This is a genomic window from Pseudomonas sp. DCA-1 (genome assembly GCF_046523955.1).
Taxonomy (GTDB): Bacteria; Pseudomonadota; Gammaproteobacteria; order Pseudomonadales; family Pseudomonadaceae; genus Aquipseudomonas; species Aquipseudomonas putida_Y.
Map to the genome: position 1 here is coordinate 1,241,746 of NZ_CP169881.1, position 26,305 is coordinate 1,268,050.

The window sequence follows — 26,305 nt, forward strand, 5'->3', positions numbered from 1 at the left end:
CGCTTTGCCTGAGATGAGGCGGACACTAACAACAGCATCAGGAAGAAGGATGTTTCTCATGAGGAAACTGCTCGGCTTGGCAGCGGCTGCTGCCTTTGTTATGGGACAATCGATGTCGGTACAAGCTGCCGATGTTTCGTTTTCGGTGGGGCAGACCGGCGATTCGACCATGGTCTACCGGCTAGGGCTGCAATCGAACTGGGATGCGAGCTGGTGGCAGACCAGCGTTGGTCGGCTGACCGGCTATTGGGATGGCGCCTACACCTACTGGGATGGCGACGAGACCGCGAGCAATCACAGCCTGTCCTTCGCGCCAGTGTTCGTCTATGAGTTTGCCGGGGAGTCGGTGAAGCCTTACATCGAAGCGGGGATCGGGGTGGCGGCGTTCTCCAGCACCGAGTTGGAAAGCAACGAGCTGGGTTCGGCTTTCCAGTTCGAGGATCGCATCGGCTTTGGTTTGCGCTTTGCCGGCGGGCATGAGATTGGGGTGCGGGCGATTCACTACTCGAACGCCGGCATCAAAGAGCCCAATGATGGTGTAGAAAGCTATAGCTTGCATTACCGAATGGCGCTCTGAGTTCACCTGCATTCCCCCCTTCGCGGGCAATGCCCGCGAAGGGGGTAGTACTGGATTCAGGTGTTAGCGCGTCAGTGGCCACAGGCTACTGACGTTCAGCGTCTCCAGGACCAGTTCCGGTTCTCGCTGAGGCCACCGCCGCAATAACTCCTCTGCGGCACTGTCGGGCGTCCACGCCTCCGGTATCGCCTGTGCCGACGTCACCGTTACCTTCAGCGATTGTGGTCCTACAATGGTCAGTGCTACCCCTTGCTCCTCAAGGGCCTTGCGCTGCTCACGCATCCACTGCGGCAAGTTGTTCCAGCCCGCAGTTACCTGTGTCGGTGCAAACAGCTGCAACGCCGAATAACGGTTGAAAAGCGCCATCACCTGCGGTGACTGCCCCTTTGCCAGCAACGGCAGCGCTTTGCCCAGGCAATGCTCTGCGGCAAGCTGGTTGGTAGTGACGATTGTTTCGATCAGCTCAGCGTCATTGACATCGGCTGACAGGTAATCGCTGGTGCCGGTGTTGATGATCAGACCGTCCAGCGAACACCAGGCATGGCAAATCTGTTGGCATGCATGGGTGATTTGTTGTTCTTCATGCAACTGCCACGGCAAACGCAACAATTGGCGGCCGTAGCGTGCCCCCAAAGCATCCAGTGCAGCGCCATCCTTGCCGCTGGCGGCAACGCGATGCCCTTCCTCGAGCATCCTCTTCACCAAAGCCAAGCCAAGTCCGTTGCTTGCGCCCGTAACCCAGAAACTGCGTGAGTTATTCAAGACGTTATCCCCTGATTCTGCCGGCGTGGCAGCCCTTTGAACGCTTCCAGGGCCCGCTGGCGACTGCTGCTGAGATCTACGATTGGACTTAGGTAAGCAGTATTACCGAAAAGGTCCGTCGATTTAATGGGGTGATGGATGGCTTTTTCGTCGAGCGCTTGTAGTTCTGGTACCCAGTGGCGAATGAAATGCCCCTGAGGATCGAAGCGCTGCGACTGCGAAATCGGGTTGAAGATACGGAAATAGGGCACCGCATCGGTGCCGGTGGACGCACTCCACTGCCAGCCCCCGTTGTTGGCGGCCAGGTCGCCGTCAATCAGGTGGCGCATGAAGTGCCGCTCGCCCTTGCGCCAGTCAATCAGCAGGTTCTTGCTGAGGAACATGGCCACGACCATGCGCAAGCGGTTGTGCATCCACCCGGTGTGCAGCAGTTGGCGCATGGCGGCATCGATGATCGGGAAACCGGTGCGGCCCTGCTCCCACGCCTCCAGGTCTGCCGGGGCGTCACGCCACGGCAGGGCTTCGGTCTGGGCACGGAAGGCGCGGTGGCGGGAGACCTGTGGATAACCGCTCAGGATGTGCTTGTAGAACTCGCGCCACAGTAGCTCGTTGACCCAGGTCTGCACGCCCGTGCTGCCACTGTCGAACTCGCCCCGGTTGCAGGCCAGTGCACCGTGCAAGCATTGGCGGGGCGAGATCACGCCGGCGGCCAGGTAGGGTGAAAGCTGGCTGGTACCGGGCTTGGCAGGCAAATCACGCAAGTGCTGGTAGTCGTCGATGGTTTCGTCGAGGAAGCGCGACAGGCGGGACTGTGCCTCAGCCTCACCTGCTGGCCAGTGGTCGCGCACTGTGTGCGTGGTTGTTCCGAATCCCTCTACGTGTAGCGGGACCGGATCGCTGCCGATGTTCAACGGTGCCTGGCGCTTCACTCGCCGGGCCAAGGCCGGCAGGCTGCGGTGCAAATGTTCCAGGCAGGTTTTCTTGAACTGGCTGAAGACCTGGAAGTAATCGCCACTGCGGGTAAGCACGGTACCCGGACGGAAGAACAGCTGGTCGAGGTAGCTGTGTGCCTGGATGGCCGACTTTTCCAGCAGTGCCCGGGTGGCATCATCCCGGCGCTGCTCATTGATGCCGTACTCCTCGTTCCAGTGCACGCTTTGCACCTGATGCTGGCGGCAGACATCGAGCACCGCCTGTGGTGCCTGGTCCCAGGTTTCGATTGTGCGGATCAGCAGGGGTATGTTCAGCTTTTCCAGTGATTGGCGCAGGTCATTCAGGTTACGCAGCCAGAAGTCGACTTTGCAGTCGGCATCGTCATGGGCTTGCCATTGCCCGGGGCTGACAAGCCACAGGGCGATGGTCGGGCCGCGCTCTGTGGAGGCGCTGAGTGCAGTGTTGTCATCGATGCGCAGGTCGCTGCGCAGCCAGGTCAGGTGCATGGGGGAGTTTTCTCTACAGGCTGTCGATCGTGGGCTTGAAGCACGCGCAATGCCGCCTGCGGGGTATCGAACAGGAAAAGGTCGGGAAGCTCAAAAGCCTTCAAGCGGGCTTCATGCAGCGCCAGCGTGGTACCGCCCAGTAGCTTGGGGACCGGCAAGCCTTGCAGGGTGCGCAGCAACGCCTTGTCGTCGATGCGTGGCCCGAGGTGCAGGAGTAAGGCGCGTGGTTTCAGCACGTTGACGGCGCTTAGCAATTGCGGGCCTGCGACAGGCTGCTCGAGTACCTCGACCGGGAAGCCGTTGCTGGTGAGCAGCCAGGCGCACAACCATAAGCCTGGACTGAAGGTGCGTTCGCTGTCTTCAGCCAGCAATACGGCAGGGCCTTGCAGCAGCTGGTTGTCGTGATACACGCGGGCACCGAGCTTGCTGCGTAGCCAGCTGTGGAAAAACACCTGCTCCAGCCGAGCGTTGAAGTAATTGCGCCAGCGCAGGTCGAGCATGTCGAGTAGCGGCAGCAGCAATTGCTCGCACAGGGTGACCGCCGGGTACAGCGCCATGGCCTGGTTAAGTTGCTGGTCGAGGGCGCGCTGTGACAGGCTGGCGATGGCCTCGATCAGCTGGAATTGCCTGGCTTGCCAGTCACCCTTTGGTGGAGTGCTGGTAGGTTTGTCGAGCAACTCGCGGACTTGGCCGACCGACGCGCCACGCTGCAGCCAGGCCAGGACGGCCTCGACGCGTTCGACCTGCTCAAGTGGATACAGGCGATGCCCCTTGGCGGTGCGCTGTGGCTTGAGCAACCCATAACGGCGCTCCCAGGCGCGCAGGGTGACGGGGTTGACGCCGGTGCGACGGGCCAGTTCGCCGATGGGCAGCAAGTCCTCAGACCGCATTGCGCAAGCCCAGGCTCTCGGGGTGCGGTTGCAGGTAGGCTTGCTGCTGCAAGTAGGGGTCTGGGTGCTTGCGCAAATGGTGTTTGAGCAGGGTCAGTGGCACTACCAGTGGTACCACGCCTTGTTGGTATTGGCCGATGACTGCCTGCAACTCAGCCTTGTCCTGCTGCGTCAGGGCATCCTTGAAGTAACCGCTCAGGTGCTGCAGCACATTGCTGTGGGTGCCGCGGCTGGCACAGCGGCGCAGGGCCTGCATCAGCTGGCTGAAATAGCGTGAGCCGATGCTCTGTGGTTCATCATCCCTGCTCATGCTGCCAAGCAGGCGGCCGAGGGTACGATAGGCCTGGGGGTTGTTGGCCATCAGCAAATACTTGTAGCGCGAATGAAAGCGCACCAGAGCACCACGGTTCAGGCCTTCGGCCAACAGGCGCTGCCAGTCGGCGTAGGCGTAAACGCGGCTTATGAAGTTTTCGCGCAGCACGGGGTCATGCAGACGGCCTTCTTCCTCTACTGGCAGGTCCGGGCGCAGCGCGCAGAAAGCCTGCGCATAGACACCACGGCCGCCATGCACGGCCGGGTGGCCATTGTCCTGATAGACCTTTACCCGTTCCAGGCCGCAAGAAGGAGACTTCTGCATGAAGATGTAGCCGCAGATGTCGTCAAGTTCGTTGGCCATCTGCTCACCATAGGTGCGCAACGGGTCGGTCAGGTCCTTGCCGGGGTCGCGGGTGCCGACCACTTCGGGCTGTTCGGGGTTGCCGACCAGGCGAATCGGGTCACGGGGAATACCCAGGCCGATTGCCACTTCCGGACACACGGGTAGCCAGTCGAAGTGATGTTCCAGCTGTTTACGGCACAGGTCGGAAGCCTTGTGGCCGCCGTTGTAGCGCACGCTGTGCCCGGTCAGGCAGGCGCTGATGGCGATGCGTGGCTTGCTGTGTACGGAAGGGTCGTGCATGGCTGCCTCCGAAAATAAACCTGTACGTGACGCAAATCTTGTACAGGTTTATTTCAGCACAGCGCTGAAGTTATGCAAACTAGTATTTTTGTATAGTTCTGCATCACTCAAGGTGTTCGAGCAAGCGCCGAGCTGCTTCCTGGCCACTGAGCCAGGCGCCCTCGACGCGGCCGGACAGGCACCAGTCCCCACAGGCGTACAAGCCTTGGTCAGCATCCGCCAGTGCCCCCCACTCATGGTTGCTGCTGGGGCGGGCATAGAGCCAGCGGTGGGCGAGGGCGAAGGTGGGCGGCGGTACCACGCAGCCGACCAGCTCGGCGAATTCGCCCCACAGCTGTTCGATGACTTCTTCCTTGGGCAGGTCGATGTGCTGCCGGCTCCAGTCTGACGTGGCGTGTAGTACCCATGTGTCCAGGTGCTCATCGCGGCCGGGCTTGCTGCGATTGCGGGCCAGCCAGCCCAGCGGGCTGTCCTGCACGAAGCAGCCTTGCATTGGCGTATCCAGCGGTGCCTCGAAGGCAAGGGCGACGGCCCAGGTAGGTTCCATTTGCACGCCAGCGGCCACGGCAGCCAGCTTCGGTGTGGCGGCCAGAAGTGGCGTGGCCTGCGGTGCCGGGACGGCGATCACTACACGGCTGTAGGGGCCGTGGCTGCAACCTTCGGTGTCCTGCAGGTGCCAGTACTGCTTGCCGCGAAACACTTCCGCGATGCGGCAGCCGAAGTTGACGGTGACGTCCTTGAGCAAGCCTCGGGTGATGGCGCTCATGCGTGGCACGCCCACCCAGCGCGTCTGCTCGTCGGGGGAGGGGGTGAGTTCGCCATCAAGGTAGTTGTACAGCTGAGGCTTCCACTGCTCGGCCCAGCCAGCGGCCACCCATTGCTGCACCTGATCGACAAAGCGACGGTCACGGGCCGTGAAGTATTGGGCTCCGAGGTCGAGCGCGCCGGCCTCGCTGCGCTTGCTGGCCATGCGCCCGCCACTGCCGTGGCCTTTGTCGAACAAGTGCACGGATTGCCCGGCCTTCTGCAAGGCCTGGGCGGCTGACAAGCCGGCGATGCCGGCCCCGATGATGGCGATAGGTACTGTCATGATGGCCTCTTCAAACCTTGCTGTGAGCAGACTACGCTGTCAGGCAAACCTGTACAATGCACAAATTATGTATAAGGTTATTCCGTGTGGCGAACAGGTTGGCCTATGTTTATCCGAGAGCGTCGGGTCAAGAAAGTGCCTTGATGTTAAAAATAGACCACCGCCGCACTCTGCGAGGACACAGCCATGCATATATTGCTGACAGGTGGCACCGGTTTGATTGGCAAGCATCTATGCCAGTACTGGCTTGGCCAAGGGCATCGGCTTACGGTTTGGAGCCGGCGTCCTGAACAGGTGGCGAAGATTTGTGGTAGCGGGGTACGTGGCATCGCCCGCCTGGAGCAGCTGGAGGCCGATGATCATCTTGATGCGGTGGTCAACCTTGCCGGTGCGCCGATTGCCGACAGGCCCTGGACGGCCGCCCGGCGCAACTTGTTGTGGGCCAGCCGTGTCACCCTTACCGAGCAATTGCTGGCTTGGCTGGGCACCCGTGAGCAGCGCCCGGAGGTGTTGATCTCCGGCTCTGCGGTAGGTTGGTACGGAGACGGCGGCGAACGTGAACTGACCGAGGCTTCACCCCCGGTGCGTGAAGATTTCGCCAGCCAGTTGTGCATTGCCTGGGAAGAGACCGCCCAGCGTTCGCAAGCACAGGGGATCCGCGTGGTACTGGTACGTACCGGCCTGGTGCTGGCCAGTGACGGCGGCTTTTTGTCGCGCCTGCGCATGCCCTTCAAGCTGGGGCTGGGCGGGCCTTTGGGCAACGGGCGTCAGTGGATGCCATGGGTTCATATAGATGACCAGGTCGCCCTGATTGATTTTCTCTTGCAGCACAAGGATGCCAGCGGTCCTTATAATGCTTGTGCCCCGGAGCCTGTGCGCAACCGTGAGTTTGCCAGGCGACTGGGCCGTGCCCTGCATCGGCCGGCGCTGCTGCCAGTGCCGGCATTGCTGCTCAAGGCGGGCCTTGGCGAGATGTCGACCTTGCTGCTGGGAGGCCAGCGGGCGCGCCCGGTACGCTTGCTGGAAGCCGGCTTCACCTTCCGCTTCAACGATCTGCAATCGGCGCTGGACAACCTGTCCAGTCGCCTCTGACATAGGACGCTGCATGACCGATCACGCCCTGCTGCTGGTCAACCTGGGTTCCCCGGCCTCCACCTCGGTGGCCGATGTGCGCCGCTACCTCAACCAGTTCCTCATGGACCCGTACGTGGTCGACCTGCCGTGGCCGGTGCGGCGCTTGCTGGTGTCACTGATCCTGGTCAAGCGCCCGGAGCAGTCGGCACATGCCTACGCTTCGATCTGGTGGGAGGAGGGCTCGCCTTTGGTTGTGCTGACCCGTCGCCTGCAGGCCGCGATGGTCGAGCACTGGCCCCATGGCCCGGTGGAAATTGCCATGCGCTACGGCCAGCCGGCCTTGCCTGATGTGTTGGCGCGGTTGGCCGCTCAAGGTGTGCGCAAGGTGACTTTGGCACCGCTTTATCCACAGTTCGCCGACAGTACGGTGACCACTGTGGTCGAGCAGGCAAAACAGACGGTCAGCGAGCGGCAGTTGCCGTTGCAGATGCGCGTGTTGCAGCCGTTCTACGAGCACCCGGCGTACATCGAGGCGCTGGCAGCCAGCGCCCGGCCGTACCTGGAGCAGGGTTACGACCACCTGCTGCTGAGCTTTCATGGCTTGCCGGAACGGCACCTGAAGAAGCTGTTTCCGAAGGGGGTCAAGCACGACCTGCGTGCTGCCGATTGCTGCCACGGTGCACCCGCCGAAGTACGTTCGGTTTGCTATCGCGGGCAATGCCTGGCTACGGCCAAGGCCTTTGCGCAGCGCATGGGCATACCTGATGGCAAATGGTCGGTATCGTTCCAGTCGCGGCTGGGGCGGGACAAGTGGATCGAACCTTACACAGAGACGCGGTTGGATGAGCTGGCCAAGGCCGGGGTGAAGAAGCTGCTGGTGATGTGCCCTGCGTTTGTGGCGGATTGCATCGAGACGCTGGAAGAGATTGGCATGCGTGGCAGCGAGCAGTTTGTCGAGGCTGGCGGCCAGGAGCTGGTGCTGGTGCCGTGCCTGAATGATCACCCGGAGTGGGTCAGGGTGTTGGCTGATATGTGTGAAAAGGCCTGAATCAAAGGGGCCGTGTGGCGGCCCCTTCCGACCGGTTATACATCCAGCTTCTTGTGCTTCCAGCCATCATTGCCCGGCAGAATCAGGTTCAGGGCAATAGCCACAATGGCGCACAGGGCGATGCCCTTCAGGCCCCAGTCATCCGGACCGTCACCGCTGCCGATCAGCACGCCGCCGATACCGAACACCAATGTCACCGAGACGATCACCAGGTTGCGTGCTTCGGCCAGGTCGATCTGGTGGCGGATCATGGTGTTCATGCCCACCGCTGCAATTGAGCCGAACAGCAGGCACAAAATGCCGCCCATCACCGGCACCGGGATGCTCTGCAGCAGCGCGCCGAACTTGCCGATGAAGGCCAGGGTAATGGCGAAGACCGCCGCCCAGGTCATGATCTTCGGGTTGTAGTTCTTGGTCAGCATCACCGCGCCGGTCACTTCGGCGTAGGTGGTGTTGGGCGGGCCGCCGAACAGGCCGGCAGCAGTGGTGGCCAGGCCGTCGCCCAGCAAAGTCCGGTGCAGGCCGGGCTTTTTCAGGTAGTCACGGCCGGTCACGCTGCCCACTGCGATCACCCCGCCGATGTGCTCGATCGCCGGCGCCAGAGCAACCGGGACGATGAACAGAATGGCCTGCCAGTTGAACGCAGGGGCGGTGAAATTGGGGATTTCCAGCCACGGTGCGGCAGCGATCTTGGCGGTGTCGACTACGCCAAAGGCGAACGACAGGGCAAAGCCCACCAGCACGCCGGAGATGATGGGAACCAGGCGGAAAATACCTTTGCCGAATACGGCAACGATCAAGGTTGTCAGCAGCGCTGGCATCGAGATCAGCATGGCCGTCTTGTACGGCATCAGTGCTGTACCGTCCCCACCTTTGCCCATCGCCATGTTGGCGGCGATCGGTGCCATGGCCAGGCCGATGGAGATGATCACCGGGCCGATCACTACCGGCGGCAGCATGCGGTCGATGAAACCGGTGCCTTTGACTTTGACCATCAGCCCCATGAAGGTGTACACGAAGCCAGCAGCCATTACACCACCCATGGTCTCGGCAAGGCCGAACTGGCCTTTGGCGAGGATGATCGGCGTAATGAAGGCAAAGCTCGAGGCCAGGAACACGGGTACCTGACGACCGGTGACCAGCTGGAATAGCAGCGTGCCGATGCCGGCGGTGAACAGCGCGACGTTCGGGTCGAGGCCGGTGATCAGGGGCATCAGCACCAGCGCGCCGAATGCCACGAAGAGCATCTGCGCGCCCGAAACGACCTGGCGCCAGAGCGGGTCGTTGAAGCCGTCCTGCATGGTCAGGCGTCCTTTTGCTTGGTGCCGAAGATCTTGTCACCGGCATCGCCCAGGCCAGGCACGATGTAGCCGTGTTCGTTCAGGCGCTGGTCGATCGAGGCGGTGTAGATCTTCACGTCCGGGTGGGCTTTTTCCACCACCTCGATGCCTTCTGGCGCGGCGACCAGGACCATGGCGCGAATCTCTTTACAGCCGGCCTTTTTCAACAGGTCGATGGTGGCAACCATCGAGCCGCCGGTGGCCAGCATCGGGTCGATGATCAGGGCCAGGCGCTGGTTGATGTCCGGCGCGAGCTTTTCCAGGTAGGTATGGGCTTCGAGGGTTTCTTCGTTACGGGCAACGCCGACGGCGCTGACCTTGGCACCCGGAATCAGGCTGAGCACGCCGTCGAGCATGCCGATGCCGGCGCGCAGGATCGGCACTACAGTGATCTTCTTGCCGGCGATTTTTTCAACCGAGACCTTGCCACACCAGCCGTCGATCTCGTAGGTTTCGAGGGGCAGGTCCTGGGTGGCTTCATACGTCAGGAGCGCGCCGACTTCCTGGGCGAGTTCGCGAAAGTTTTTGGTACTGATATCGGCACGGCGCATCAGGCCGAGCTTGTGGCGGATCAGCGGATGGCGGATCTCACGAGTGGGCATAGGGGGGCTCCGAAAGGCGGGCAAAAAAACCGCGCTAGATTAATCTATTCAGCCTGTGCTGTCGTCTGGTCATTCTGGACGTTAGTCCATAAATGCTTGATCTGTGACGAGCGGATGCGTACCTTTGCCCGCTTTTCCAAAATGCACCCCCGGAGAGCGCCATGTCCGCCGATCTCGAGCATATCCGTCAAGTCATGCGTGAAGCTGACTGCCTGTACACCGAAGCCGAAGTCGAAGCGGCCATCGCCAAAGTCGGCGAGCAGATCTGCAAGGACCTGCACGACAAGAACCCGGTTGTGTTCTGCGTGATGAACGGCGGCCTGATCTTCTCCGGCAAACTGCTGACCCACCTGCAGTTCCCGCTGGAAGCTTCGTACCTGCACGCTACCCGCTACCGCAACCAGACCAGCGGTGGCGAGCTTTTCTGGAAGGCCAAGCCGGAAGTGTCGTTCATCGACCGTGACGTGTTGATCGTCGATGATATCCTCGACGAAGGGCACACCCTCAGCGCCATCATCGAGTTTTGCAAGCATGCCGGCGCCCGCTCGGTGTACACCGCTGTGCTGATCGACAAGGACCACGACCGCAAGGCAAGCCCTGACCTCAAGGCCAACTATGTGGGCCTGCCTTGCGTTGATCGCTATATCTTCGGTTACGGCATGGACTACAAAGGTTACTGGCGCAACGCTAACGGCATCTTCGCCGTAAAGGGGCTGTAACCGTGCGCCAGCCTGCGTTCATCGACCAATCGCTGTTCGCCGGGCTGGCCGAAAAGGCTACTGCCAACCCGCGCGGGCGGCAGCATCACACCTTCCACGAAATGGAAGAGCCGTGCCATCGCATGGCGGTCGGACTGCAACCGAGCACCTACATTCCGCCGCATCGCCATTTGAGCGCCGACAAGGCTGAAACCTTGATAGCGCTCAAGGGGCGCTTTGGCCTGTTGATCTTCGATGAGCAAGGCGCGGTCACTGACAAGCGGGTGCTGCAGGCCGGTGGCGACTGTCTGGGGGTGGATCTGGCGCCTGGTACCTACCATGGCTTGGTGGTGCTGGAGCCGGACAGTATGTTGTTCGAGTGCAAGGCTGGGCCATACCGACCGGTGGGCGAGGGTGAGCACGCACACTGGGCGCCGCGCGAGGGTGAAGCCGGTGTGGCCGATTACCAGGCCTGGATGCGCGCGCAGTTCGATTGATATCGGCTGTACCCGGCGTGCTAGAGTGCTCCTTCAGACAAGGAGCCTCACATGCGTGCGATTCTTCCCCTCCTGCTGGCGGTCAGTATGCCGCTCGCTGCCGCACCGCTGCACAGTCAGTTCCTGCCACCTGATGACCAGTCCCTGCGCCAGGAAGCGCCGACCAGCCAGCAATTGCTGCAGGTGACTGACTATTCGGTGGTCGTAGGGGCCCAGCGCCAGTCCGATCAGCAACCGATCCCGATCACATCGTCATTGCAGGTGCGTCTGAAGGGCAAGCCGCTGAGCAAGGGTGCGACCATTGCCCAGGTGCTGCTGACGTTCGATGGTGAGGCAGCCAAAAGCCTGAAAAAGCCAGTGTATGACGATAAAACCCGTACCTTGAGCCTGAATTACCCGGTCAGCAACTACCGGGTGGTCATGGACCTGCTGCGTAACGAAACCCTGTACGTGCAGTTTCTGACTTACGGCAACGGCCACATCTGGGCCGACCTGCACACCGGGACGGTACGTACGCGTTGAGGCGCGAAGCCTGCGGGGGGTAAACTGCCGGCCTTCGAAATTCAGTGATGGTCCAGTTGGAGTCGGCAATGCGTAAAGACAAGAAACAGGTAATCGGTGACGAAATCAGCGACGACTACGTCAAGTCGTTCCTTCAGTTCGAGCCGGCCGATGGTGTGACTTCGCCGTCGCTGCACAAGCTGGTCAAGGCCTACCGTGGCCTGCGCGTTGACGACTTCGAGCGCTTTGTAGGCTTCTTCGTCGAAGCTGGCCTGGACCTGGATGGCAAGGACGAGCACGGCAAAACCTTCGTCGAGCAGATTGCCGACCAGCGCAATGCACCTGAGTACATCGAGATCATCGATAAAGCCCGTGGCTGATTGGTAACCTGTCCCGGCCCTTTCGCGGGTAAACCCGCTCCTACAAAGGATATGCGGTCCTTGTAGGAGCGGGTTTACCCGCGAAAGGGCCGGCACAGGCTGACAAACACCCAGGCACAAAAAAACGCCCCGAGGGGCGTTTTTTCGTTAGCAGGCAGTTCAGGCGTAATGCTTGGCCGCCGGGCTGCTTTCTGCCAGGTCCAGGGCCGCGTCGTTATCGGCACTGATCTTGTGGTACAGCGCAGCATCGGTTGCCAGGGTCTTCTCGCGAGCCGGGAAGATTTCCTTGAGCTTGGCAGCCCAGGCACCCTTGGCCTGCTCGGGGAAGCAGCGCTCAATCAGTTCCAGCATGATCGATACGGTTACCGAGGCACCCGGCGATGCGCCGAGCAGTGCGGCCAGGCTGCCGTCCTGGGCCGAGACCAGCTCGGTACCGAACTGCAGCACGCCGCCTTTCTTCGGGTCTTTCTTGATGATCTGCACACGCTGACCAGCCACTTCCAGGCGCCAGTCCTCGGCCTTGGCCTGCGGATAGAAGCGACGCAGGGCTTCCAGGCGCTGCTCCATCGACTGCATCACTTCGCTGACCAGGTACTTGGTCAGGTCCATGTTGTCGCGGGCCACAGCCAGCATCGGGCCGATGTTGCCCATGCGCACCGACAGCGGCAGGTCCATCAGCGAGCCGTGCTTGAGGAACTTGGTGGTGAAGCCGGCATAGGGGCCGAACAGCAGCGAAGTCTTGCCGTCCACGACGCGGGTGTCCAGGTGCGGTACCGACATCGGCGGGGCGCCTACGGCGGCCTGGCTATACACTTTGGCCTGGTGCTGCTTGACGATTTCCGGGTTGTCGCAGCGCAGCCACTGGCCGCTGACCGGGAAGCCGCCGAAGCCTTTGCTTTCCGGAATGCCGGACAACTGCAGCAGCGGCAGAGCCGCGCCACCAGCGCCGAGGAAGACGAAGCGGGCGTCGACTTCACGGCTGCCGCCGCTGTTGACGTCCTTGATGCTCACGGTCCAGCCGCTGCCGTTACGGCGCAGGCCGACAACCTTCTTGCTGTACTTGACCTGCGCGTCCGGCGAGTCGCCCAGCAGCTTGAGCAGCTTGTTGGTCAGTGCGCCGAAGTTCACGTCGGTGCCTTTGGCCACGCGGGTAGCGGCGATGTGCTGGTCGGCCGGGCGGCCAGGCATCATCAGCGGCATCCAGTCGTTCATCACGGCCTTGTCTTCGGTGTATTCCATCTCGGCGAAGGCATGGTGCTGCTTGAGCAGCTCGAAGCGCTTCTTGAGGAAGGAAACACCCTTGTCACCCTCGACATAACTCAGGTGCGGGACAGGGTTGATGAAGGCACGCGCCGAGCCGAAGTTGCCCTTCTTGCACAGGTAGGCCCAGAACTGGCGCGAAACCTCGAACTGGGTGTTGATGTGCACGGCCTTCTTGATGTCGATGCTGCCATCGGCGGCCTGCGGCGTGTAGTTCAGCTCGCACAGACCGGCGTGGCCGGTGCCTGCGTTGTTCCAGGGATTGGAGCTTTCCGCGGCCCCGGAGTCCATCGCCTCGACGACCTCAAGCTTCAGGGTCGGGTCAAGCTCCTTCAGCAGTACGGCCAGGGTGGCACTCATGATGCCCGCGCCTACCAGTACCACATCAACCGATTCGTTCTGCGCCATTTAACGCGTCTCCACAATCTACAGCTACCTAATTGACAGCATAGGACCTGGGGTTGCCAGGGTCGCCATGTCCGACTTTTCGCAGTTCTTGCAACTTCCGCGGACACCGCCAATCAGTCTTCGGGTTCGGGTATTGAACGCCGTTTGCCACAGGTGCGGCAATTCGACTTATGGTCAAGGTGTCGTGCGTGCGTTATGGAACGGTTCAGACACTCATACAGGATGAGCGCATCTGCCGCCTGTTCAGGGCTGTTCGGGACACATCTGCCGCTTTTGCACATGCCAGACTGTTCATTTGCTCGCCACACTCTTGTGAAGTTGTGAAAACCGTTTTTTCACGCTCTTTTGGAGACGTGAACCTCAAAAGGGGACTGCGCGATGGCAACCCGCAGGTTCATGCAGTGTGAAGGGCCGGAAAAACAGGCACGACAGCCGATGCAAGACCTGAGTGGAAGGCTCTCTGTGGGCGAAGCGGTGAAGTTGCCGGGGTCAATCGGCGGATGCGGGGCCCGATCAGGAGACGTCCTTATAATCGGGGGGAGATTATAGCGATGTCGCGGGCAGAAATGTCGCCATTCGTGGTTTTTATTGCAGCGTTTGTCAGACAGCGAGGAGGCGCTGGTGCCAACGGCGGCTTGCGCGGGCGCAAACCCGGGCTTCGATGGGCAGCTCGCGCCCCAGCCAGGCTAGCTGAATTTCGCTGACCTGCACCCAGTCGATGCCGCTTGGTGCCTGGCTGCATTGCTTGAAGGCCAGGCATTTGCCATCAGCGTCAAGGCGGGCATAAGCGTTGTGGCGCGGCCGTTGGAAGAGCAGAGTCCAGAGCGAGGCCATGGCGGCGAGTCCTTTGCGTTAGGGCTTGGCGCAAGGATAAGGGAGTGGCCATGAAACGATTGTGACAACCGGGGCGGGCCGATGACTGGTCTGTGCCTGGCTGGGTATACTGTGGGCCTTTGCCGCATTTTCTGGAGAAACGCGCATGTTGCAACGTCTGTTGTTCGGTTTGATCGCCGTGGCCAGCCTCAGCCTGGTCGGTTGTGCCCACAGCCCGCAACAACTCAATCCGCAACCCACGCTCAAGGCCCAGCTGGCCCCGGTCGGCCATGGCCAGCCGGTAGTGGTCCGGGTAGTGGATGGGCGGCCTTCGCAGTCCCTGGGTACCCGCGGTGGCATGTACCCCGAGACCAGCACCATCAGTGTCAGCGGTAATGACGTGGTGCCCAAGCTGCAGGCTCAGGCTGAAGCGGCTGTGCGCCTGCTCGGCTTCACCCCGACCCCGAACGCCGGCAATGCACCGCAGCTGACCGTGACCCTGGCTGAGCTGAAGTACCAGTCGCCCAAAGACAACCTTTACGTGACCGAGGCCACCATCGGCGCCACCTTCCGTGCTGATGTGACCAATGGTGGCCGCCGTTACAGCGGCCGTTATGGCGCTTCGCTGGACCAGCGTTTCGGCATGGCGCCGAATCAGGACACCAATAACCAGCTGGTGGGTGATGTGCTGAGCGATGCCCTGACCCGCCTGTTCAAGGACCCGAGCATCGGGCAGGTGCTCGGTCAGTAAGCTTCAGGTTGTACAAGAAAACCCGCTGCCTGAGTGACAGGCCGCGGGTTTTTTATTGTCCGGTCGGCGCAGGCTCACGCAGCTTCTATGTGGAAATCCAGCAAGCTGAATCCTGTGCCTGCATGCACTTCGGGCAAATCCTCATGCGCGTGCCCGCCAAGCGCACAGTAGACCAGCCACTGGCGATCCTGCACATTGATGGCAAAACCATCGATCAACGCCTGTTGTTCATCGCTCTGGGCAACGAGGTAGAGGCGGTCCTGGTTTTCGGCGTGCAACATGAAAAGGCTCCGGGCCATGAAAAGGCCGACAGGGTCGCCTGTATTGATGACGAGCGGATGACAGATGAAATTTAATGACAGTTTGTCGCCAAGGCCGGGCACCAAGGTGCGACTTGGGTAGAATGCTGGCCTTTGCCGTTGCTCACACCGAGGTTGCGTGATGTCCTTGCAAGTGCTCTGGGGGTTCCTGGCCGCCCACCCCACCAAGCTGATCAACCTGCTGGCGCTGCTGCTGACCTGCCCGGGCGGTTTGCTGCTGCACAGTGCTCGGCGGCGCGAGGCCGAAACCCGCGAGTACATGGCAGCAGACGAGGGGGTCGTGGACGCGTTCGACCTTCGGGTGCCGAAATACTTCTACATTCTTGGCTTTTCGTGCCTGGCGATGGCGCTGCTGCTGTCCTGGTTCAGCACCTGGGTCTGAGAACCATCGGGGCCGCAAGGCAGCCCCGAACCTGATCAGGCTACAGGTGCCTGCTGTCTGACCTGGTACTGGTTGCGCACCGGCGTCGCATACTGCAACACCAGGTAAGGCCGCTGCTCTTGCGGGCAGGCATCCAGACGCCGTTGCCATTCTTCCTTGGCCTTGGCCAGCTCATCCGCCGGGAACACCTTCTCAGCGCTTGGCACCTGCAGGGCTTCGTCCTTGCCCTCCCACATCGCATACGCCAGGTAATGCACCGGGAACAGTCGGTAGCCCCCCAGAATCTGCCGGTCGATCTCCGCAGCCAGCTGCTTGGTGTCTTCGTGGTATTCGGTTACTGGCGGCGCAAAGTTGATGTGCACGCGGCCCTTGTAGCCGGTAATGCCTTTGGCAATGCTGTTGTCATCTTCGCCCGGCGCCTTCTTGTAGGTGCCGGTGGTGGCGCGGATGTACAGCTCCCGGGCCTTGGCCTGGTCGCACGGGTCGTACTCGTAGCTGATCGACACCGGGGTCAGGTTCAGGCTCTGGATCACTGCACCGAACGGCTCGTCCTTGCGGCTCATGTGGAACATCTTGAGGATCGCCGAGTCGGTGCGGTCGTCACCGTCCTTGGCCCGACCTTCGGCCTGGGCGATCCAGATCGAGGTGGCATCGTTACGGATCGAGTGGTTGATGTAGGCCGATAGCAGTTGGTAAGCAGCCAGTTTTTCGCGTCGCCCGCTGATCGAACGGTGCACGATGAAGCTCTTGTTCAGGCGCATCATGTCGCTGACAAAGGGCTTTTGCAGCAGGTTGTCGCCAATGGCGATGCGCGGCGTGGGCAGGCCGGCGTGGTACACCGCATAGTTGACGAAGGCCGGGTCCATGACGATGTCACGGTGGTTGGCCAGGAACAGGTAGGCGGTGCCGGCCTTGAGCTGTTCCACACCCGAGTAGGTGACGCCGTCGGTGGCGCGATCGATGGTCTGGTCGACGTAGTACTCGACTTTGTCCTGCAAGGTCGAGACACAGGTAACGCCGGCGAATTCCTTGCGCAGGCGGCGTGCAATCAAGGGCTTGAGCAACCAGCCGAGAGCACCGGCCGCCCGCGGAAAGCGGAAGTGGGTGAGGATATCGAGGAATGCCGGGTCGCTGAGCAGGCGTGCCAGAACGGCAGGGACCTCAGCGTCGTCGTACGGTCGGATGGCATCGAATTCGCCCATCATGCTCTCTTGTTGGAAACGGCTAGGGTAATAAGGTAGGGACGGGCTCCGAAAAACGGCTCGGACGCACACAGACCCTGTAAACAGACCGGCAATTATACGCATAAGTCACTGCGGAGGCCGCGATGCTGGAAACCGACTTCTATGATTGCCCTTATTGTGGCGAACGTGTGGAAACTACCGTCGATCTATCTGCTGGCGACCAGGTTTATACCGAGGATTGCCAGGTGTGCTGCCAGCCTGTGGTGTGCATTCTGCAGGTGCACGGTGACGAATGGATGCTTGAAGTCCGCCGCGAGGACGACACCTGATGCAGCGCATCTATGAACCGGAAAGCCTGCTCGAGGCGCAAATGCTGGCGGGCATGCTTGCCAGCGAAGGGATCGAGGTACATGTGGTCGGCCGTGACCTGCTCGGTGCCGCCGGCGAGCTGCCTTTGCAGGGGCTGCTGGGGCTCATTGTCGCTGATGAGCAGGCCGAATGCGCACGGCGTCTGATCGATGCGTACAATGATGCCCAGCCATTGGTTGGCGACGAACCGGAGGATGTCCCCGGTACCTTGATCTGCTAGGTTCTGAATTCGCCCATGTGTGGACGTTACGCCCTGTTTCGCTGGCCCCAGGCCCTTGCCAGTCTGCCGGGCTTCCCCGTCGGCCAGCCGGCCCAATGGAATATATCGCCTGGGGCGTCGGTGCTGATCCAGCGTCAGCTTGACGGCCAACAGCAACTGGCCAAGGCGCGCTGGGGGTTGACCCCGGCCTGGCTCACCGACCTGTCCCGTACCCCCGCCCATGCCCGGGCCGAAACGCTGGCCGAGCAACCGATGTTTCGCGATGCATTTCGCCAGCGTCGCTGCCTGATGCCGGCCAACGGCTTTTACGAATGGCGTGGCAACGTGCGCAAACGCCCGTTCTGGTTGACCCCGGGGGAGGGCGCGTCGTTGTACTTTGCGGCGGTTTGGGAAGCCTACCCGGTGCAGGACCAGGTATGGCTGAGTTGCGCGGTGGTGACCCAGGCCGCCATGAACCAGCGCCGGCCGCTCATCCTCGACGAAGCGGGGCAGGCGGCCTGGCTTGACCCGGACACGCCGGTTGCCCGTTTGCACGAGCTGCTGGCCAGCCCGCCGGCGACGTTGCGTGAGCGAGCCTTGGCCAATTTCGTCAATGACCCGAAGCTGGATGCGCCGGAGTGTTTGACCCCGGCTTGATAGGTTGTCTGCGCCGGTCCTTTGGCGGGCAAGCCCGCTCCTACAACGGTCGTGTTCCCCTGTGCGGACGGGCTTGCCCGCGAAGGGATCGGTACAGGCGACGAAAATCTTCCCTGCGGCTATGGCAGCCACTGGCGACTCGGCCTAGGATACGGCGCATGTAAAAAGGGAGTGTTTTCATGCGTAAGTCTTTTGTCGTCAGCCTGTTGAGTGCTGGCATCCTGCTGGCCGGCTGCCAGGCGGTGAATACCACCAGCGGCGGTGCTGTTGGCGTCGAGCGCCAGCAGTACATGTTCAGCATGCTCTCGACCGACGAGGTCAATCAGATGTACGCCCAGTCGTATCAGCAGACCCTGGGTGAAGCATCGAGCAAGGGTGTGCTCGACAAGTCCAGTGCCGATGCCAGGCGTGTGCAGGCCATTGCCAACCGCCTGATTGCCCAGGCGCCCAAATTCCGCCCGGATGCCGCGCAGTGGGACTGGCAAGTCAACGTGATCAAGAGTGACGAACTGAACGCCAACTGCGGCCCGGGCGGCAAGATCATCGTTTACACCGGGCTGATCGATCAGCTCAAGCTCACCGATGCGGAAATTGCCGCAGTGGTAGGGCACGAGATTGCCCACGCCTTGCGTGAGCATAGCCGCGAGGCCATGTCCAAGGCATACGGTGTGGAAATGGCTCGCCAGGGTGCCGGTGCCATCTTCGGCCTCGGCCAGAGCAGCATGGCCATGGCCGACACGGTGGTGAACTACGCCATGACCTTGCCCAACAGCCGGGCCAACGAGAACGAGGCCGACCTCATTGGCCTGGAGCTGTCGGCCCGTGCCGGCTACGACCCGAATGCCGCGATCACCTTGTGGAACAAGATGAGCAAGGCTTCCGAAGGTGCACCGCCTGAGTTCATGAGCACTCACCCGGCGTCCGCGAGCCGCATTGCTTCGCTGCAGGCGGCGATTCCGAAGGTGATGCCGCTGTATCAGGCTGCAGCCAAACCGTAACTGCCTGAATGCAGGGGCTGCATGGCAGCCCCCGCTTTCCCTTTACCCAATCCAGCCACTGGTCTTCATTGCCGAATAGACGGCCACGATCGCCAGCACGAAGAACGCCGTTGCCGCCAGGCGGCGAATCAGCGTCAACGGCAGTTTGTCAGCCGCGAAGTTGCCCGCCAGCACCACCGGCACGTTGGCAATCAGCATGCCCAGGGTAGTGCCGATAATGACCATGATCAGGTGCGGATACTGCGCGGCCAGCATCACGGTAGCGACCTGGGTCTTGTCGCCGATTTCGGCCAGGAAGAACGCAATCAGTGTCGTCAGGAACGGCCCGAAACGGCGAGCCGGGTTCTCGTCGTCATCCATTTTGTCCGGCACCAGGGTCCACAGTGCGGTGGCGGTAAAGCTCGCGGCCAGGATCCAGTGCAGCGCCGATTCGCTGAAGAAGCTGCCGACCCAAGCCCCCACGGCACCAGCCGCGGCATGGTTGGCCAGGGTGGCGGCGATGATGCCGGCGATGATCGGCCAGGGTTTGCGGAAGCGGGCAGCGAGAATGAGTGCGAGCAGTTGCGTCTTGTCGCCGATCTCGGCCAAGGCAACGATAGCGGTGGGGACCAACAGAGATTCCAGCATCAGGATTCCTACGGGGGCGGGTCGACACGGCTATGACACGTACAGCCTCCCCGCCCCGGGTAAGGTGTGCGTGTCATAGGTCTTGTCAAACCCTCGATCCGTCTATGCGGATCTCGCCATGCAGGCTTGCATGGTGGGTCGCACGCGCCATGGTCTGTGGACCAAGTATGTTGACGCGTACCGGGCGAGCTGGGTGCTCGCGGGAGACTACTCCCCTAGGACGGTGCGGATTCTGCCTAGGCAAAACGCTTTCGGCAAGCGCTGTTTTTATCCGTGAGTTGCCTGGTAGATGCGGAAACCGTCGGCCTCGTCACGTACCTGACAGTTGCCCAATGCCCCTTCGATCAGTGGCTGGTAGCGCAGGAAGCTGTTGGCAACCAAGCGTATTTCGCCACCTTTTCGCAGATGAACGGCCGATTTTTTCAGCAAGTTTTCTGAAGCTTGATAGTTGGTATGAACGCCGGTGTGGAACGGCGGGTTGCTCAGGATAAGGCTCAGTTCGGTAGGGGCTGCGTCAATGCCATCGCCGCTGATCACTTCGCCTTCCAGGCCGTTGGCAGCCAGCGTCAGGCGGCTGGCGGCCACGGCGAAGGCATCCACGTCCAGCAAGGTCACCCGGCTTTGTGGGTATCGGCGTTTGAGCGTGGCACCCAGCACCCCGGCACCACAGCCAAAGTCCAGCATGTGGCCATCGGCCAGGCCGTCAAGATGCTTCAGTAGCAGGGCAGTACCTCGGTCGAGTCGGCCATGGCTGAATACCCCAGGCAGGCTGACCACCTGAAGCGGGCCGTCTTCCAGGGCCAGCTCGAAGCGCTCGGCCAGGCTTTCCAGCGGTTTTGCCTGTGGCGCCTGGTCGATGGTCACTTGCCACAGCTGGCAGTGCCGGGCACTGTCGAGTTTGCGTGGCTTGCCAAAGGCCTGCAACTGCTTGGCCGCGCCCTCGATGCCACCGCGCTTCTCACCGACCAGGTACAGCTCACGGCCAGCCAGGCGCGACGCCAGGGCGTTGAGCAGGTAGGCGGCCAGCTCGCGGGATTTGGGCAGGAACAGCACGGCGCTGTCGAATGCTGTTTCAGGGGCCTCGACGCCGTAATGGCTGCGGCCTGCGAAACGGCTTTCGAGCATGGCCTGATCGCCGGCATGCCAAGTCCAGGCCTGGGCCTGAGGCAACTGGCCGAGCAGGTCGTCGGCGGGGGCGCCGGCGATCAGCAGCGGCCCCTGAAACAGCTCTGCCTGGCGGAGCAACACTTCACTGCGCGGGTCCATGGACGACGTCTCCTGGAAAAAAGTGGCGCAGTGTAGCAGAGGCAGGCGCCTGGCTCAGCTGACCACGCGGCGTGGCTGCCCGGCGAAGAAGGCTTGGGCGTTCTCGCTGAGCTGGCCGACGATGCGCTGGCGGGACTCTACGGCACCCCAGGCGCTGTGCGGGGTGATGATCAGGCGCGGGATGCCGGGCTCCAGCAGCGGGTTGCCGTTGACCGGCGGCTCCACGCTCAGCACATCGGTGGCCGCGCCGCCCAAGTGACCACCGCGCAGGGCGTCTGCCAACGCCTGTTCGTCGATCAGGCCGCCGCGGGCGGTGTTGACCACCAGCGCATTGGGCTTGAGCAGCGCCAGTTCGCGGGCACCGAGCATATGCCGGGTGTACTCGTTCAGCGGGCAGTGCAGGGTCAGGGCGTCGACTTGCGGCAGCAACTCGTCCAGCGGTAGCCGGTCGGCGCGCTCCGGGCGGCCAGGGATCTGCCCGCTCAGTACGCGCATACCGAAGGCTTCGGCCAGCCTCGCCACGGCGCCGCCCAGTTCACCGTGGCCGAGCAGACCGAGGGTTTTGCCTTCCAGTTCGACGATAGGAAAGTCCAGCAGGCAGAACTGGCTGGCCTTGGCCCACTGGCCTTCGGCTACCGCCTGGTTGTAATCGCACAGCCGGGTGGCCAGGGCCAGCAGCAGGGCCAGGGTATGCTGGGCGACAGACGGCGTGCCGTAGCCCTGGCAGTTGCATACGGTGATGCCCTGGGCGCGGGCGGCGGCCAGGTCGACATTGTTGGTGCCGGTAGCGGCCACCAGGATCAGCTTCAGTTGCGGGTTGGCGGCCAGGGTCGCGGCATCGAGCATGACTTTGTTGCTGACCACTGCCACGGCGCCCTGCAAGCGTTCTGCAACCTGTTCCGGGCGGGTCGCGGCGAACAGTTCGAACGCGTCGAACTGCTGCTTCAGGGGTGAAAGGTCGAGGTCGCCAAGGTCCAGGGACTGGTGATCGAGAAACACGGCGCGACGCGGGCTGGGCATGAAGATCTCCGGTGGCAGGGAGGGATAAGGGTGTTGTGGCCATTCGCGGGCACTACAACCCTTGCGGGAGCGGCCTTGCCCGCGAAGAGGCCCTCAGCTTCGGCACAAAACTGAAGCCGACGCCGCAGTGTCTAGCTCAACCTTGCCGCCCGTCAACGCCCGCCACTCATACCTCTGCCACGCAAATCATTCCTTCGGCTGATTTAGCCGTCATATTGGCGGACTACAGTAATCCCCAGACTTGTCCGGCCCGCTTTTCAGAAAAGGGATACCCATGTTGCAGACGCGCATCATCAAGCCCGCCGAGGGCGCCTATGCCTATCCACTGCTGATCAAGCGCCTGCTGATGTCCGGCAGCCGCTATGAAAAGACCCGCGAAATCGTCTATCGCGACCAGTTGCGGCTGACGTATCCACAGCTCAACGAGCGCATTGCCCGCCTGGCCAATGTGCTGACCGAGGCCGGGGTCAAGGCCGGGGACACCGTGGCGGTGATGGACTGGGACAGCCATCGTTACCTGGAATGCATGTTCGCCATCCCGATGATCGGTGCCGTGGTGCACACCATCAACGTGCGCCTGTCGCCCGAGCAGATCCTTTACACCATGAACCACGCCGAAGACCGAGTGGTGCTGGTCAACAGCGACTTCGTCGGCCTGTACCAGGCCATTGCCGGGCAGCTGGCCACTGTCGACAAGACCTTGCTGCTGACTGATGGCCCGGACAAGACTGCCGAACTGCCCGACCTGGTCGGCGAGTATGAGCAGCTGCTGGCTGCTGCCAGCCCGCACTACGACTTCCCGGACTTCGACGAGAACTCGGTAGCCACCACCTTCTACACCACTGGCACCACCGGTAACCCCAAGGGCGTGTATTTCACCCATCGGCAACTGGTACTGCACACACTGGCCGAAGCCTCGGTCACCGGCAGTATCGACAGCGTGCGCCTGCTGGGCAGCAACGACGTGTACATGCCCATCACCCCGATGTTCCACGTACATGCCTGGGGCATCCCCTACGCTGCCACCATGCTCGGCATGAAGCAGGTGTACCCGGGGCGCTACGAGCCAGACATGCTGGTCAAGCTCTGGCGCGAAGAGAAGGTCACCTTCTCCCACTGCGTACCGACCATCCTGCAGATGCTGCTCAACTGCCCGAACGCCCAGGAGCAGGACTTCGGCGGCTGGAAGATCATCATCGGCGGCAGTTCGCTCAACCGGTCGCTGTACCAGGCCGCCCTGGCACGCGGCATCCAGCTGACCGCCGCGTATGGCATGTCGGAAACCTGCCCGCTGATCTCGGCCGCACACCTGAACGATGAACTGCAGGCCGGCAGCGAGGATGAGCGCGTCACCTATCGAATCAAGGCCGGTGTGCCGGTGCCGTTGGTCGAAGCGGCCATCGTCGACGGCGAAGGCAACTTCCTGCCCGCCGATGGTGAAACCCAGGGCGAGTTGGTACTGCGTGCGCCGTGGCTGACCATGGGCTACTTCAAGGAACCGGAGAAGAGCGAGGAGCTGTGGCAGGGAGGCTGGCTGCACACCGGTGACGTCGCCACCCTCGACGGCATGGGTTACATCGACATCCGCGACCGCATCAAGGATGTGATCAAGACCGGCGGCGAGTGGGTTTCCTCGCTCGACCTGGAAGACCTGATCAGCCGCCACCCGGCCGTGCGCGAAGTGGCGGTGGTGGGGGTGGCCGACCCGCAGTGGGGTGAGCGCCCGTTTGCCCTGCTGGTGGTACGGGACGGCCACGATATCGACGCCAAGGCGCTGAAGGAACACCTCAAGCCGTTCGTCGAGCAAGGTCATATCAATAAGTGGGCGATTCCAAGCCAGATCGCCGTTGTTACTGAAATTCCCAAGACCAGTGTCGGCAAGCTCGACAAGAAACGCATCCGCCAGGACATCGTCCAGTGGCAGGCCAGCAACAGCGCATTTCTTTCCACGTTGTAACCTTTGTGCGGGTCGCGTACGTCAGGGCGCGACCCGCATGCTAGAGAGCCCGCCGCCTTGCCAAACGGCAGAAATGCGCCATCCTTGAGCACTGCCAGCCCGCAACCGGAGCAAAACGGCAGCGAGTTGGTGGCATGGAGCGCAAATCACACTTTAGAGGGATCAAGCGCCTGTGCCTGCTGGCTATAGTCGGGGCCAGGGGATTTTCAGGAATGGGGGAGGGCGACATGCGCAAGCTGTGTCGCCGCAGGTGCAAGCCTGCAAACCGGTCGCTCGGGCCGTTCTTGAAAGGACTCACTGCCATAACAAAAAAGTACATGGAGTAGCGTCGATGAAATCTGCAAACCTGTTCTGGCGCCGGGCCAAGCTGCCCTTGGCCGTCAGCCTTGCTTCCACGCTCGCAAGTCCTGCTTTCGCTGTCAGTTTCAACATTGGTGAAATCGAAGGCCAGTTCGACTCCTCGCTCTCCATCGGCGCCAGCTGGTCGACGGCCAACCCCAACAAGAACCTGATAGGGGTTAACAACGGCGGCAAGGGCCTGTCACAGACATCCGACGATGGCCACCTGAACTTCAAGAAGGGCGAAACCTTCTCCAAGATCTTCAAAGGCATTCATGACCTGGAGCTCAAGTACGGCGACACCGGTGTGTTCGTCCGTGGCAAGTACTGGTACGACTTCGAACTGAAGGACGAAAACCGCGAGTTCAAGGACATCAGCGACTCCAACCGCAAGGAAGGCGCCAAGTCGTCCGGCGCCGAGCTGCTCGACGCCTTTGTCTACCACAACTACGCCATCGGCGATCAGCCTGGCTCGGTGCGTTTTGGCAAGCAGGTGGTGAGCTGGGGCGAAAGTACCTTCATCGGCGGCGGCATCAACTCGATCAACCCCATCGACGTGTCGGCGTTCCGCCGCCCTGGGGCCGAAATCAAGGAAGGCCTGATTCCGGTCAACATGTTCTATGTGTCGCAAAGCCTGACCGACAACCTGTCGGCCGAGGCCTTCTACCAGATCGAATGGGACCAGACGGTCGTCGACAACTGCGGCACCTTCTTCTCGCAGCCGGACATCATTGCCGATGGTTGCAGTGACAATCTGCGGGTGTTGAACAGTAGCAGGGCGTTGTCGCCCCAGGCGCTTGCCGGTTTGTCGGCATTTGGTGTGGACGTGAACAGCGAGGGTGTGAAAGTACCGCGTGGCGCCGACCGCGATGCGCGTGACAGCGGCCAGTTCGGCGTCGCGTTCCGCTACATGTTCGAGCCGCTGGATACCGAGTTCGGTGCCTACTTCATGAACTACCATAGCCGGGCACCGATCTTCAGTGCTACCGGGGCGCCGCAGGCGCTGTTCAACCTGGTGAACAACCCACTCGCGTCACCTGCGGTACGAGCGCTGGCGCCGTTGATCATTGCAGGCAACTCCCAGTACTTCGTCGAGTATCCGGAAGACATCCGTCTGTACGGGCTGAGCTTCTCCACCACATTGCCTACTGGCACGGCCTGGAGCGGCGAACTTAGCTACCGCCCTAACGCTCCAGTGCAACTCAACTCCACAGATATTCTGTTTGCCGGTGTAAGGCCGATCGATAGACCGCCCTACAACAATGCCTCGGTGCTGACTGGCACTCCAGGACAAGACCTGCACGGCTACCGGCGCAAGGAGGTCACCCAGTTCCAGACCACCTTCACGCACTTCTTCGACCAGGTCATGGGTGCCAGCCGCCTTACCGTGGTCGGCGAAGTCGGCGTTACCCATGTGGGTGGGCTGGAAAGCAACAGCAAGGCGCGCTACGGGCGTGACCCGGTCTATGGCCCGGGCCCATTGCCAAACGGCACCTGCGCCACTCTCAACGGTGCCACCATCGTCGGTTCGGGGCTTGGCTCCTCAACCGCGAACCTTGATCGCAACTGCGAAAACGACGGCTTTACCACCTCGACCTCCTGGGGCTACCGCGCCCGTGCCATCTGGGACTACAACGACGTATTCGCCGGGGTCAACCTCAAACCAAGCGTGGCCTGGTCCCATGATGTCTCCGGCTACTCGCCCGGCCCTGGCGGCAACTTCGAGGAAGGCCGCAAGGCAGTCAGCCTGGGCCTGGACGCCGAGTACCAGAACACCTACACGGCGAGCCTGTCGTACACCAACTTCTTTGACGGCAAGTACACCACAGTGGATGACCGCGACTTCGTCGCCCTCAGCTTCGGTGTGAACTTCTAAGCATACAGATCCAGGACGACACG

29 protein-coding genes and 1 riboswitch are annotated in these 26,305 nt (G+C 61.7%); of the genes, 15 read left to right on the forward strand and 14 right to left on the reverse strand.

Going from position 1 to position 26,305, the window contains the following annotated elements:
* Window positions 1-58: 58 nt before the first annotated feature.
* Complete coding sequence (locus tag ACE4QZ_RS06075; protein WP_028698057.1) at window positions 59-577, forward strand: acyloxyacyl hydrolase; 519 nt, start codon at window positions 59-61, stop codon at window positions 575-577.
* Window positions 578-640: 63 nt separating this feature from the next.
* Here ACE4QZ_RS06075 and ACE4QZ_RS06080 read toward each other — a convergent pair whose 3' ends face one another.
* The 5 genes from ACE4QZ_RS06080 to ACE4QZ_RS06100 form a co-directional block, all read right to left on the reverse strand.
* A complete protein-coding gene (locus ACE4QZ_RS06080; RefSeq protein WP_028698058.1) occupies window positions 641-1,339 on the reverse strand; it encodes an SDR family oxidoreductase in 699 nt (232 codons plus the stop codon).
* Window positions 1,336-2,778, reverse strand: a complete 1,443-nt coding sequence (phrB, locus tag ACE4QZ_RS06085; RefSeq protein ID WP_028698059.1) for a deoxyribodipyrimidine photo-lyase — start codon at window positions 2,776-2,778, stop codon at window positions 1,336-1,338. Before phrB ends, ACE4QZ_RS06080 begins: the two co-directional genes overlap by 4 nt.
* Window positions 2,769-3,668, reverse strand: coding sequence for a MerR family transcriptional regulator (locus tag ACE4QZ_RS06090; protein WP_021783497.1), 900 nt, complete (start codon window positions 3,666-3,668; stop codon window positions 2,769-2,771). The genes phrB and ACE4QZ_RS06090 overlap by 10 nt, the downstream gene beginning before the upstream one ends.
* Window positions 3,658-4,626, reverse strand: coding sequence for a YbgA family protein (locus ACE4QZ_RS06095; protein WP_021783496.1), 969 nt, complete (start codon window positions 4,624-4,626; stop codon window positions 3,658-3,660). Before ACE4QZ_RS06095 ends, ACE4QZ_RS06090 begins: the two co-directional genes overlap by 11 nt.
* Window positions 4,627-4,729: 103 nt before the next feature.
* Complete coding sequence (locus ACE4QZ_RS06100; RefSeq protein ID WP_021783495.1) at window positions 4,730-5,716, reverse strand: NAD(P)/FAD-dependent oxidoreductase; 987 nt, start codon at window positions 5,714-5,716, stop codon at window positions 4,730-4,732.
* Between the two features lie 186 nt (window positions 5,717-5,902).
* On the opposite strand from ACE4QZ_RS06100, the gene ACE4QZ_RS06105 reads away from it, so the two are divergent.
* A complete protein-coding gene (locus ACE4QZ_RS06105) occupies window positions 5,903-6,808 on the forward strand; it encodes a TIGR01777 family oxidoreductase (protein ID WP_021783494.1) in 906 nt (301 codons plus the stop codon).
* A 13-nt stretch (window positions 6,809-6,821) separates the two neighbouring features.
* On the forward strand, window positions 6,822-7,838 hold the full coding sequence (hemH, locus tag ACE4QZ_RS06110; protein WP_103463251.1) for a ferrochelatase: 1,017 nt from the start codon (window positions 6,822-6,824) through the stop codon (window positions 7,836-7,838).
* 35 nt (window positions 7,839-7,873) lie between these two features.
* Here the strand turns inward: hemH and ACE4QZ_RS06115 are convergent, their stop codons facing one another.
* On the reverse strand, window positions 7,874-9,139 hold the full coding sequence (locus ACE4QZ_RS06115) for a uracil-xanthine permease family protein (RefSeq protein ID WP_021783492.1): 1,266 nt from the start codon (window positions 9,137-9,139) through the stop codon (window positions 7,874-7,876).
* 2 nt (window positions 9,140-9,141) lie between these two features.
* Entirely contained in the window at window positions 9,142-9,780 is a 639-nt protein-coding gene (gene upp, locus ACE4QZ_RS06120) for a uracil phosphoribosyltransferase (protein WP_003247366.1), read from the reverse strand.
* A 161-nt stretch (window positions 9,781-9,941) separates the two neighbouring features.
* Between upp and ACE4QZ_RS06125 the strand changes: the two genes are divergently transcribed.
* The 4 genes from ACE4QZ_RS06125 (at window position 9,942) to ACE4QZ_RS06140 (ending at window position 11,856) form a co-directional block, all read left to right on the forward strand.
* Window positions 9,942-10,499 (forward strand): hypoxanthine-guanine phosphoribosyltransferase, encoded by a 558-nt coding sequence (locus ACE4QZ_RS06125; RefSeq protein ID WP_003247364.1) that lies wholly within the window; start codon window positions 9,942-9,944, stop codon window positions 10,497-10,499.
* A 2-nt stretch (window positions 10,500-10,501) separates the two neighbouring features.
* On the forward strand, window positions 10,502-10,975 hold the full coding sequence (locus ACE4QZ_RS06130; RefSeq protein ID WP_021783491.1) for a WbuC family cupin fold metalloprotein: 474 nt from the start codon (window positions 10,502-10,504) through the stop codon (window positions 10,973-10,975).
* 51 nt (window positions 10,976-11,026) lie between these two features.
* The gene (locus ACE4QZ_RS06135) at window positions 11,027-11,497 is read left to right on the forward strand and encodes a hypothetical protein (RefSeq protein WP_103443488.1); all 471 of its coding nucleotides are present in this window, start codon (window positions 11,027-11,029) and stop codon (window positions 11,495-11,497) included.
* A gap of 68 nt (window positions 11,498-11,565) precedes the next feature.
* On the forward strand, window positions 11,566-11,856 hold the full coding sequence (locus tag ACE4QZ_RS06140; protein WP_103463250.1) for a PA4642 family protein: 291 nt from the start codon (window positions 11,566-11,568) through the stop codon (window positions 11,854-11,856).
* A 159-nt stretch (window positions 11,857-12,015) separates the two neighbouring features.
* Here the strand turns inward: ACE4QZ_RS06140 and mqo are convergent, their stop codons facing one another.
* Together mqo and ACE4QZ_RS06150 are read right to left on the reverse strand one after the other, a co-directional pair.
* Window positions 12,016-13,524, reverse strand: a complete 1,509-nt coding sequence (mqo, locus tag ACE4QZ_RS06145; RefSeq protein ID WP_021783488.1) for a malate dehydrogenase (quinone) — start codon at window positions 13,522-13,524, stop codon at window positions 12,016-12,018.
* Between the two features lie 600 nt (window positions 13,525-14,124).
* The gene (locus tag ACE4QZ_RS06150; protein ID WP_028698060.1) at window positions 14,125-14,358 is read right to left on the reverse strand and encodes a hypothetical protein; all 234 of its coding nucleotides are present in this window, start codon (window positions 14,356-14,358) and stop codon (window positions 14,125-14,127) included.
* Window positions 14,359-14,503: 145 nt separating this feature from the next.
* Here ACE4QZ_RS06150 and ACE4QZ_RS06155 point away from each other — a divergent pair, with 145 nt between their 5' ends.
* On the forward strand, window positions 14,504-15,088 hold the full coding sequence (locus tag ACE4QZ_RS06155; RefSeq protein ID WP_021783486.1) for a YajG family lipoprotein: 585 nt from the start codon (window positions 14,504-14,506) through the stop codon (window positions 15,086-15,088).
* Between the two features lie 74 nt (window positions 15,089-15,162).
* On the opposite strand, the gene ACE4QZ_RS06160 is transcribed toward ACE4QZ_RS06155, so the two are convergent.
* Complete coding sequence (locus ACE4QZ_RS06160; protein ID WP_031322363.1) at window positions 15,163-15,369, reverse strand: hypothetical protein; 207 nt, start codon at window positions 15,367-15,369, stop codon at window positions 15,163-15,165.
* 160 nt (window positions 15,370-15,529) lie between these two features.
* Here ACE4QZ_RS06160 and ACE4QZ_RS06165 point away from each other — a divergent pair, with 160 nt between their 5' ends.
* Entirely contained in the window at window positions 15,530-15,790 is a 261-nt protein-coding gene (locus tag ACE4QZ_RS06165; protein WP_021783484.1) for a hypothetical protein, read from the forward strand.
* A 35-nt stretch (window positions 15,791-15,825) separates the two neighbouring features.
* Here the strand turns inward: ACE4QZ_RS06165 and ACE4QZ_RS06170 are convergent, their stop codons facing one another.
* On the reverse strand, window positions 15,826-16,995 hold the full coding sequence (locus tag ACE4QZ_RS06170; protein WP_014589682.1) for a 1-acyl-sn-glycerol-3-phosphate acyltransferase: 1,170 nt from the start codon (window positions 16,993-16,995) through the stop codon (window positions 15,826-15,828).
* A 122-nt stretch (window positions 16,996-17,117) separates the two neighbouring features.
* On the opposite strand from ACE4QZ_RS06170, the gene ACE4QZ_RS06175 reads away from it, so the two are divergent.
* The 4 genes from ACE4QZ_RS06175 (at window position 17,118) to ACE4QZ_RS06190 (ending at window position 19,197) form a co-directional block, all read left to right on the forward strand.
* Complete coding sequence (locus ACE4QZ_RS06175) at window positions 17,118-17,303, forward strand: CPXCG motif-containing cysteine-rich protein (RefSeq protein ID WP_010951999.1); 186 nt, start codon at window positions 17,118-17,120, stop codon at window positions 17,301-17,303.
* A complete protein-coding gene (locus ACE4QZ_RS06180; RefSeq protein WP_021783483.1) occupies window positions 17,303-17,563 on the forward strand; it encodes a putative signal transducing protein in 261 nt (86 codons plus the stop codon). The genes ACE4QZ_RS06175 and ACE4QZ_RS06180 overlap by 1 nt, the downstream gene beginning before the upstream one ends.
* A gap of 15 nt (window positions 17,564-17,578) precedes the next feature.
* Window positions 17,579-18,199 carry an SOS response-associated peptidase gene (locus tag ACE4QZ_RS06185; RefSeq protein ID WP_021783482.1) on the forward strand — a complete coding sequence of 207 codons (621 nt, stop codon included), beginning with the start codon at window positions 17,579-17,581 and terminating at the stop codon, window positions 18,197-18,199.
* Window positions 18,200-18,378: 179 nt separating this feature from the next.
* Entirely contained in the window at window positions 18,379-19,197 is an 819-nt protein-coding gene (locus ACE4QZ_RS06190) for a M48 family metallopeptidase (protein WP_021783481.1), read from the forward strand.
* A 42-nt stretch (window positions 19,198-19,239) separates the two neighbouring features.
* Here ACE4QZ_RS06190 and ACE4QZ_RS06195 read toward each other — a convergent pair whose 3' ends face one another.
* The 3 genes from ACE4QZ_RS06195 to ACE4QZ_RS06205 all read right to left on the reverse strand — a co-directional run bounded on the left by ACE4QZ_RS06195 (window position 19,240) and on the right by ACE4QZ_RS06205 (window position 22,110).
* Window positions 19,240-19,821 carry a TMEM165/GDT1 family protein gene (locus ACE4QZ_RS06195; protein ID WP_172402786.1) on the reverse strand — a complete coding sequence of 194 codons (582 nt, stop codon included), beginning with the start codon at window positions 19,819-19,821 and terminating at the stop codon, window positions 19,240-19,242.
* A gap of 91 nt (window positions 19,822-19,912) precedes the next feature.
* A riboswitch (yybP-ykoY riboswitch) is annotated at window positions 19,913-20,052 on the reverse strand.
* A 39-nt stretch (window positions 20,053-20,091) separates the two neighbouring features.
* On the reverse strand, window positions 20,092-21,090 hold the full coding sequence (locus tag ACE4QZ_RS06200) for a class I SAM-dependent methyltransferase (RefSeq protein ID WP_103443489.1): 999 nt from the start codon (window positions 21,088-21,090) through the stop codon (window positions 20,092-20,094).
* A 54-nt stretch (window positions 21,091-21,144) separates the two neighbouring features.
* Entirely contained in the window at window positions 21,145-22,110 is a 966-nt protein-coding gene (locus ACE4QZ_RS06205; protein ID WP_021783478.1) for a 2-hydroxyacid dehydrogenase, read from the reverse strand.
* 274 nt (window positions 22,111-22,384) lie between these two features.
* Between ACE4QZ_RS06205 and ACE4QZ_RS06210 the strand changes: the two genes are divergently transcribed.
* Window positions 22,385-24,067 (forward strand): fatty acid--CoA ligase, encoded by a 1,683-nt coding sequence (locus tag ACE4QZ_RS06210; protein ID WP_103443490.1) that lies wholly within the window; start codon window positions 22,385-22,387, stop codon window positions 24,065-24,067.
* Window positions 24,068-24,398: 331 nt separating this feature from the next.
* Window positions 24,399-26,282, forward strand: coding sequence for a DUF1302 domain-containing protein (locus ACE4QZ_RS06215; protein ID WP_103443491.1), 1,884 nt, complete (start codon window positions 24,399-24,401; stop codon window positions 26,280-26,282).
* Window positions 26,283-26,305: the final 23 nt, after the last annotated feature.